This is a genomic window from Pseudomonadota bacterium (assembly GCA_026388215.1).
Taxonomy (GTDB): domain Bacteria; phylum Desulfobacterota; class Syntrophorhabdia; order Syntrophorhabdales; family Syntrophorhabdaceae; genus JAPLKF01.
On the sequence record JAPLKF010000243.1, the window covers coordinates 1 to 7,240 of the forward strand.

The 7,240-nt window shown below is 40.5% G+C and carries 7 protein-coding genes; 1 reads left to right on the top strand and 6 read right to left on the bottom strand.

The window, feature by feature from the left end; translation table 11 throughout:
* Positions 1 to 199 precede the first annotated feature (199 nt).
* Complete coding sequence (gene rimO / locus NTU69_11710; protein ID MCX5804175.1) at positions 200 to 1,468, bottom strand: 30S ribosomal protein S12 methylthiotransferase RimO; 1,269 nt, start codon at positions 1,466 to 1,468, stop codon at positions 200 to 202.
* Between the two features lie 417 nt (positions 1,469 to 1,885).
* On the opposite strand from rimO, the gene NTU69_11715 reads away from it, so the two are divergent.
* Positions 1,886 to 3,124: an ATP-binding protein gene (locus NTU69_11715; GenBank protein ID MCX5804176.1), complete on the top strand. Its 1,239-nt coding sequence runs from the start codon at positions 1,886 to 1,888 to the stop codon at positions 3,122 to 3,124.
* Positions 3,125 to 3,226: 102 nt separating this feature from the next.
* Here the strand turns inward: NTU69_11715 and NTU69_11720 are convergent, their stop codons facing one another.
* The 5 genes from NTU69_11720 to NTU69_11740 form a co-directional block, all read right to left on the bottom strand.
* Positions 3,227 to 3,949, bottom strand: coding sequence for a TIGR02757 family protein (locus NTU69_11720; protein MCX5804177.1), 723 nt, complete (start codon positions 3,947 to 3,949; stop codon positions 3,227 to 3,229).
* Between the two features lie 61 nt (positions 3,950 to 4,010).
* The gene (locus NTU69_11725; protein MCX5804178.1) at positions 4,011 to 4,589 is read right to left on the bottom strand and encodes a hypothetical protein; all 579 of its coding nucleotides are present in this window, start codon (positions 4,587 to 4,589) and stop codon (positions 4,011 to 4,013) included.
* Positions 4,590 to 4,738: 149 nt separating this feature from the next.
* Positions 4,739 to 5,386 (bottom strand): TrkA family potassium uptake protein, encoded by a 648-nt coding sequence (locus NTU69_11730; protein ID MCX5804179.1) that lies wholly within the window; start codon positions 5,384 to 5,386, stop codon positions 4,739 to 4,741.
* Between the two features lie 12 nt (positions 5,387 to 5,398).
* Positions 5,399 to 6,778: a TrkH family potassium uptake protein gene (locus tag NTU69_11735; GenBank protein ID MCX5804180.1), complete on the bottom strand. Its 1,380-nt coding sequence runs from the start codon at positions 6,776 to 6,778 to the stop codon at positions 5,399 to 5,401.
* Positions 6,775 to 7,240: gamma carbonic anhydrase family protein (locus NTU69_11740; protein ID MCX5804181.1), on the bottom strand; the 466-nt coding region annotated here is incomplete at its 5' end. The genes NTU69_11735 and NTU69_11740, both read right to left, overlap by 4 nt.

Here is a 7,240-nt window from a genome sequence, read left to right on the forward strand (position 1 = left end):
CAGTGTGGTTGCGTAAGGTCCTCTGTCCTCTGGATAGGTATCTATACCGAGCTCCCGTAGGGCTTTTTCCTTCTCTTTCCTCACTTCCATTAACTCATTTATCGGTTCCATTATGCTCTCCTGTTACCTCTATAATAACTACATGGCGCAAAGCGCATAGCGTTAGTTCAGCTCTATGCCCTTTGCTCTCTGCCATTCATTACACTTCCACTATAACATCATAATCAAGGGTTTTCACTATTTTACCTTCTCTCATTTCTCCTACATTGCATGTGCCTTTTATAAAAGCCATGCCATCAATGTCTGGAGCCTGTGTGAGGAGTCTTCCAGTCATTGTTTCTTCTTCTTTTTCCTCAATTATTACCTTTAACCTTTCACCTTTTAACCTCTTTAATCTTCTCTTTGATATATCCTTCTGTATCTCCATAATCTTATTGTACCTTTCCTGTTTTATGCCTTTTCTCACATGTCCTTTCATTCTGCTTGCTAATGTCCCTTCTTCCCTCGAATACATAAATGCCCCCAGCATATCAAACTCCCATTTTTTCACAAAATTACATAGATTAAGAAAATCCTCATCAGTCTCCTTAGGAAAACCAACAATCACTGTGGTTCTCAGTGTAATTTCAGGTATCTCTTTCTTAATCTTATCCAGCAACACCTCTAATTGTGCCTTTGTATAACCCCTGCCCATCAAATTAAGGATTTTGTCTTCAGAATGCTGAATCGGTATATCCATGTAGTTAATAATCCTTTCCTCATTTTTTATCATGTTTATAAGCCCTTCGTCTATGCCTTTTGGGTGCATATACAAAAGTCTTAAAAAATAATCTCCTTCTATATCAAGCAGGGATTTTAATAATATCTTGAGATTTAAACCAGTATGTCTTCCATAAGCTGTGATATCCTGACCAACTATATTAATCTCTTTAAAACCACTATGTATGAGCCATATAAATTCCTTTTTTATGTCTTCTAATGTTCTGCTCTGTAAGCCCCCTCTTATATCAGGGACAGTGCAATAACTGCACCTGTTATCACAGCCTTCCTGAATCTTCAAGTAGGTTGAGGGGCTGCCTGTCAATATCTTTCTTGGAAATGTCTCAGAGAATATGCCTTCCCTATGAAAGAAGCCTTTTCTCTCAATCAATGTTTCTATTTCTTCGTAAAAATTCCTCCCGATAAAAAGGTCTACTTCAGGCAGAAGCCCGGCAAGTTTTTCCCTGTAGCGTTCTACAAGGCATCCTGTTACAACCAGTTTCCTCTGACCACCTTCTACCTCTTTTGCTGCCTCCAGTATGGTCTCGATAGACTCTTTTGCCGCATCCTCAATGAATGCACAGGTATTTATGATAACACAATCTGGTGTTTCGGAGAGGGTGTGCCCCTCCTTTTCAAGCCTCTGTGCAATATATTCTGATTCTACAAGGTTCTTCGGACAGCCAAGGCTTATGATTTTAAACTTCACCAGAAGATACTCCTGAAATACAGTGAATGGGTAAATAGGCACATGGGTTAATCAGTAAATCTACAATAAAACCAACCCTAAAGCAAACCATACCTATGTTCCATCAAGCTTCTCGCCCCTTTTAATCTTTGTACTTATTCAATTTATCAGGGGACATAATTTTTGGTGATTGTAAATCTTTTGACACCAATTATCAATGTGGTCTTCAGGGTCGAATCTTCACAGCCTGTTGCCCAAACCAGATAGAACTGTTGAAGCCGAAAGATTTTCCTTGAGGGGAATACCTTTCGGATAAAAGACTCTTCATCCACAAAGAAAGGTTTGGGGCAACAGGATGCTTAAAATTAAGAAGCGCCTTTTTTACATATTAGTGTAAAATTGCCTTGACTTTTTTACATATTAGTGTAAAATTGCCTTATGGAACGATTGGTTGGCACATACATCTTTGATCCAGAAATGAATGCCGGTAAAATGGTGTTTCTCACAGGTCCGAGGCAGGTCGGTAAGACCACTTTCGCAAAAAACTGGCTTGCATCTGTTGGGTTTGAGGATATGTATTTCAACTGGGATGACCCGGCTGTATTGAAGGAGTACACAAGAAACCCCCTCTATTTTAGAAATATCATTGACAATAAATTCAAGGGAGAGCCTGTTCCTCTCGTTTTTGATGAAATCCATAAACACAAAAACTGGAGAAATATACTGAAAGGCATCTATGATACAAGCAAGGAAAAAATAAGAGTTCTTGTTACGGGGAGTGCCCGTCTGGGGATGTATAGGAAATCAGGGGATTCGTTAATCGGGCGGTATTTTTCATATCAGATGCTTCCGCTTGGACTCCCTGAGGCAGCAGGAGACTTCTCTTCTGTACTTCAGAATGATGAGCCTTTTGTTAGAGGAGACCTGTTAATGGATTTCGCAAGGAAGGTAAGGACTCAGGGCTTAGTGGATAGCCTTGCAAATCTTCTTATCTTTGGCGGTTTTCCCGAACCATTCCTTAAGAACTCACCGAGATTTCACAAAAGATGGCGGAGAGAGTACAAAACACTCCTTACAAAAGAAGATGTACGGGATTTGTCAAGAATCACGGATATAAGAGGTATTGAACAGATTATAGAGATACTTCCCACAAAAGTAGGGTCTCCACTGAGCATAAATTCTCTGCGGGAGGATACAGGTTATCACCACGCAACAATAGTTAATTGGCTTGAGATTCTAAAAGAACTCTACCTTATCTTTACCATCAGGCCATGGCAAAAAACTATAGTGCGCTCTGTAAAGAAGGAGACAAAGCTCTACTTTTTTGACTGGTCAAATATTCCTGATGGCGGATACCGCTTCGAAAACCTTATTGCAGTGTGTTTACTCAGAATGGCAGCACGATTTACTGAAACAGGTTTAGGAAATTTCGAAATCATGTATCTAAAGGACAAGAATAAACACGAGGTGGACTTTCTTCTAACAAAAGACAGCAAGCCTTTTGCATTATTTGAAACGAAAGAGGCAGATACTTCAATCAGCGCCACAGGGAGATATTTCGGTAATAAACTAAGTATCCCTTTTTATCAGATTGTTTATCGCTGCGACAACGTAGAGACATTCCCCGATAACTGTTTTATAATACCTGCAGCAAACCTTCTTATGCTGACAGGATAAGGAGAGTATAAATACTATTAACGCTCCATGCTGAATAGAGGCTTATCCTGCAACATGTACCACGCATCGTGTATCGTGCATCACAAATATTTCACTCTGAACTCATAACTCCGAACTGTCTACCAGCATACATCTCTCCACACATGCCAGTGTCTTCTTGCCGGTACATTTCGCACCAATACCGACCATGTGGCATAAAAAGAAATCATATTTCAAGGGGTCTTCTGGAGAAATGGCCTTCAGAACTTCTGTTATCTCACACGCCGCTTTAAATGAAGGGGTTTTGCATTTCGTCCAACCAAGGCATCTCCCTATCTTGAAGATATGCGTATCAAGGGGGATAATTAAATCCCGCTTATCGATGAAACTCCATATACCCACATCTATCTCGTCCTTCCTCACCATCCACCTGAGATAGAGATTCCATCTCTTTAAAGGGTTTGTATTTGACCGTTTTGGGAAAAAGAATATCAGTTCATTACCATTGCCGAAAAAATGCTCCCTCACCGCCCATAATGTACTTCTTATATCCTCGTTATATAGGGACTTCAACATCATACCGATACTTCCATACCCGTCGAGTATCCTCTTTAAGGTGTGAAACAAGAGTACAATATCCTTGCCTTTCTGAAATCTATAGTAGAGCTTACTCAGGGCTGAAAATTTTCCCCTCTTGATAAACTCATAAGGGCTATCACCCATAAGCTCAAAAAGCGTTCTCAAGAACTTTTTAAATATGTCTATTTTCCCGTATGCAAACTGGGAGGCAAGAAAACCGGCAATCTCTATATTCCTATTTTCCTTATATCTCTGCAAAAACTCCACAGGGTCATCGGCCACAACCCTGTAAAGATTTTCTTTTTCTCTCCTGTATATCTCTCTGAGATTAATGGTCTATTCCTTCCCTCGAATCCTTGTTTCCTAATGTTTTAGTCAACTTGTTCTTCCACTCTGCGATGCGTTTTTTAAAAACCATTCCTGTCTCTTCATGCCCTTCCTTCCACTCATCCCATTCCTCAATGTTTGGCTCCACACCATCACCTGTAATGCCCATCTCTTTTAAACGACCCGTTATTCTTTCCCTGATAATCATTCCTCTCTTTTCCATTTCTTCCTTAAATTTATTTTGTAACATTTCCAATTCCTTTTTTAATGATTCCTGTAATCCGCCGTTTACAATGTAAAAAAGCTCAAGCAATCTTGTATTATCACTTCCAATATCAAACTCCTCAATTAATAAATCCATCAGCAGAGACCTCTTTAACCCCTTATCTCCTTTTATCTCTTCAATCTCCTTTTCGACATCATCTTTTTTTTCTATCATGCCCTCTAAGTACCTTCGCAAGGTTGCCCTTATCTTATTTTCTGTATCTTTCAGGACAGACAGTCTTCTTTCTTCCTCATCCATTATAAGGTTTTTCGTTTTTTCCATTGCCAATTCTATTGCGCTTTTTATTTCAGCCATGTTAATACCCCAGTAAAGTCAACAAGTAGGGAGTAAGCAGTAAGCAGTAACTGCCTACTTCATACTGCCTACTTTTCTTCAAAATTTACACATGATGTACCCATCTTGTCATACACATGCGGACTATATTCTACAACTTATACTTTAACTCATCTTATTTTCTCAATATCGCTTGCTTTACCAATCACCACTAAAGCCTCACCATCCTTAATAACGAAATTAGCTCTGGGCACCATCTGAATCTGATCTGTAAGTATGTCTCTGACTGCAATCACCTCTATATGATATTTACTCCTCAACTGTAGCTCTCCAACTGTCTTTCCAAGAAAGCCTTTTGGTGGTGCAATTTCACCGACCATATAATCATCACTCAGGGGGATGTAGTCGAGAACATTCGGATAAATTAGACTTTTCACTACCTTGCCTGCCATCTCTTTTTCTGGAATGATCACCTCTGTTGCCCCAACCCTCTCCAGAATCATCTTATGTTCCTCATTCGGTGCCTTCACGATAATATTTTTCACCTTTAAGTTTCTGAGATGAAGCGTAATGAGCGTACTTGCAGCCAGATCTTCCCCGAAAGAGACAATCACCACATCATCCTCCCGAAGACCAACAGCATCTATTACCTCTTTGTCCATACCATCTGCAAGGATCGCTTTAGTACAAAAATCCTTGACCTGCTGGACGGCCTCTCTTTTTTTATCGATCGCAATCACTTCAATGCCATTTTCGTAAAGCCCCTTCACGATATTAAAGCCAAAAATACCCAGTCCTATTACAATAACCCTTTGCATTTTGAAACCTCCTTAGCCTACCATTACAGTTTCCTCTGCATATGTTATGCTCCTTTTTGAGGAGCTTATGGAAAGAGAAAAGGCAAGTGTCAAAGGCCCTACCCTTCCTGCAAACATCATCACAATGACCGCTATCTTTTGAATGTCATTCAATTTCTGGCTAATCCCCATAGATAACCCCACTGTCCCAAAGGCAGATACCGTTTCAAAAAGATATTCTATAAACAGGTGACGGCTCTCCAGGGCTGGAAGATTACCCATTCCGGTAAACAGGAGAATCGATGTAATGAGCGAAACTGAGAAGGCTGATGCAAACATGATCGAAATTGCCCGGGTCAAAATCTCTCTCGGGATGGTTCTATTAAAAACGGTTACCTCTTCACTTCCCTTTAATCGATTCCACATAATTAAGAAAAGAAGGGACGCGCTCGTTGTCTTAATGCCCCCGCCTGTCGAGCCAGGAGAAGCCCCAATGAACATGAAGATTATCAGAACAAGGATTGTTTCGTTTGTAAGCAGTCCAATATCCACTGTATTGAATCCACAGGTTCTTGGAGTGATGGACTGAAAAAATGAAATCAGGATTGTTGTCTCAGTGGAAAAACCCTTAACAATATGATTTTTTTCAAAGATATAAAAGAGCAGCGCCCCTAAAACTATAAGAATCGCTGTGGTTATAAGAACAAGCTTGCTATGAACTGATAACCTCTTTTGAAAACCTCTTATTTTGGAAATGATTTCATGCTGTACTATAAAACCAATCCCGCCAAGCACAATTAACCCCATGATTGTCAGATTGACAATAAGATCCCCCTGGTAGTCTATCAGGTTATTGGAGAAGAGGGAATATCCACAGTTGTTGAATGCGGAAATCGCATGATAAAGGGCATAATAAAAGGCCTGTGATGGGGAAAAACTTCGGGAGAAGGGGATATACAAAAAAAGTGTTCCAAGTGCCTCAATAATGAACGACAGCAAAACAACAGATTTTAGGACAATGTAGAAATCCCTTCGAGGGGTATGTAAAAAGGTGGTTTGTACAATCTCTCTCCCTTTGAAAGAAATCCCCCGACCCATAAGGCCGAAGAAGAATACAGAGAAGGTTATGATACCCAATCCCCCAAATTGAAAAAGGATCATGGTGATAATCTGACCTGTCAGGGAGAGGTCTTTCCCCACATCCAGAACAACGAGCCCCGTAACACACACCGCAGAGGTAGAAGTAAAAAGGGCATCAACAAATGTTAACTGGCCCTTACTTGCGGAAAATGGAAACCAGAGGAGGATGGCCCCTGCCATGATAACTGCAGCGAAACTAATGACAAAGATACGGGAAGGTGTAAGGTGCCTTGAAAAGAAGGTCTTAATCCTTATATGAATCTTTGTTATCATCGACCTCTATCAACCTGTTTAAGCCCCAGTGTTAGATATTTTTTTGCAAGGTTTATATAAAGCTCCTTTGCTATACTCCAATATTCTTCATCTTTTGACGATATCTTCCGGATAATCTTTGCCGGATTGCCCCCGACTACAACCCCTCCTGGTATTACCTGCCTCATCTTCACAACACTCCCTTCTGCGACTATTGTATTTTTTCCAACCTCTGAATAAATGCTTAAAACCGCCCCCATACCTATTACAGAAAGGTTGCCAATTGTGCTCGCATGTATTATTGCACCATGGCCAATGGTAACCTTCGCCCCGATTTTGCAGGTCTTTTTTGGAGGGGCATGAATAATTACCCCCTCTTCAATTGCAGTTCCAGAGCCAATTTGAATAGAGCCATAATCCCCGCGGAGTATGGCTCCATGTCCGATATAACAGTTATCTCCAATCCTCACATCACCAATTACA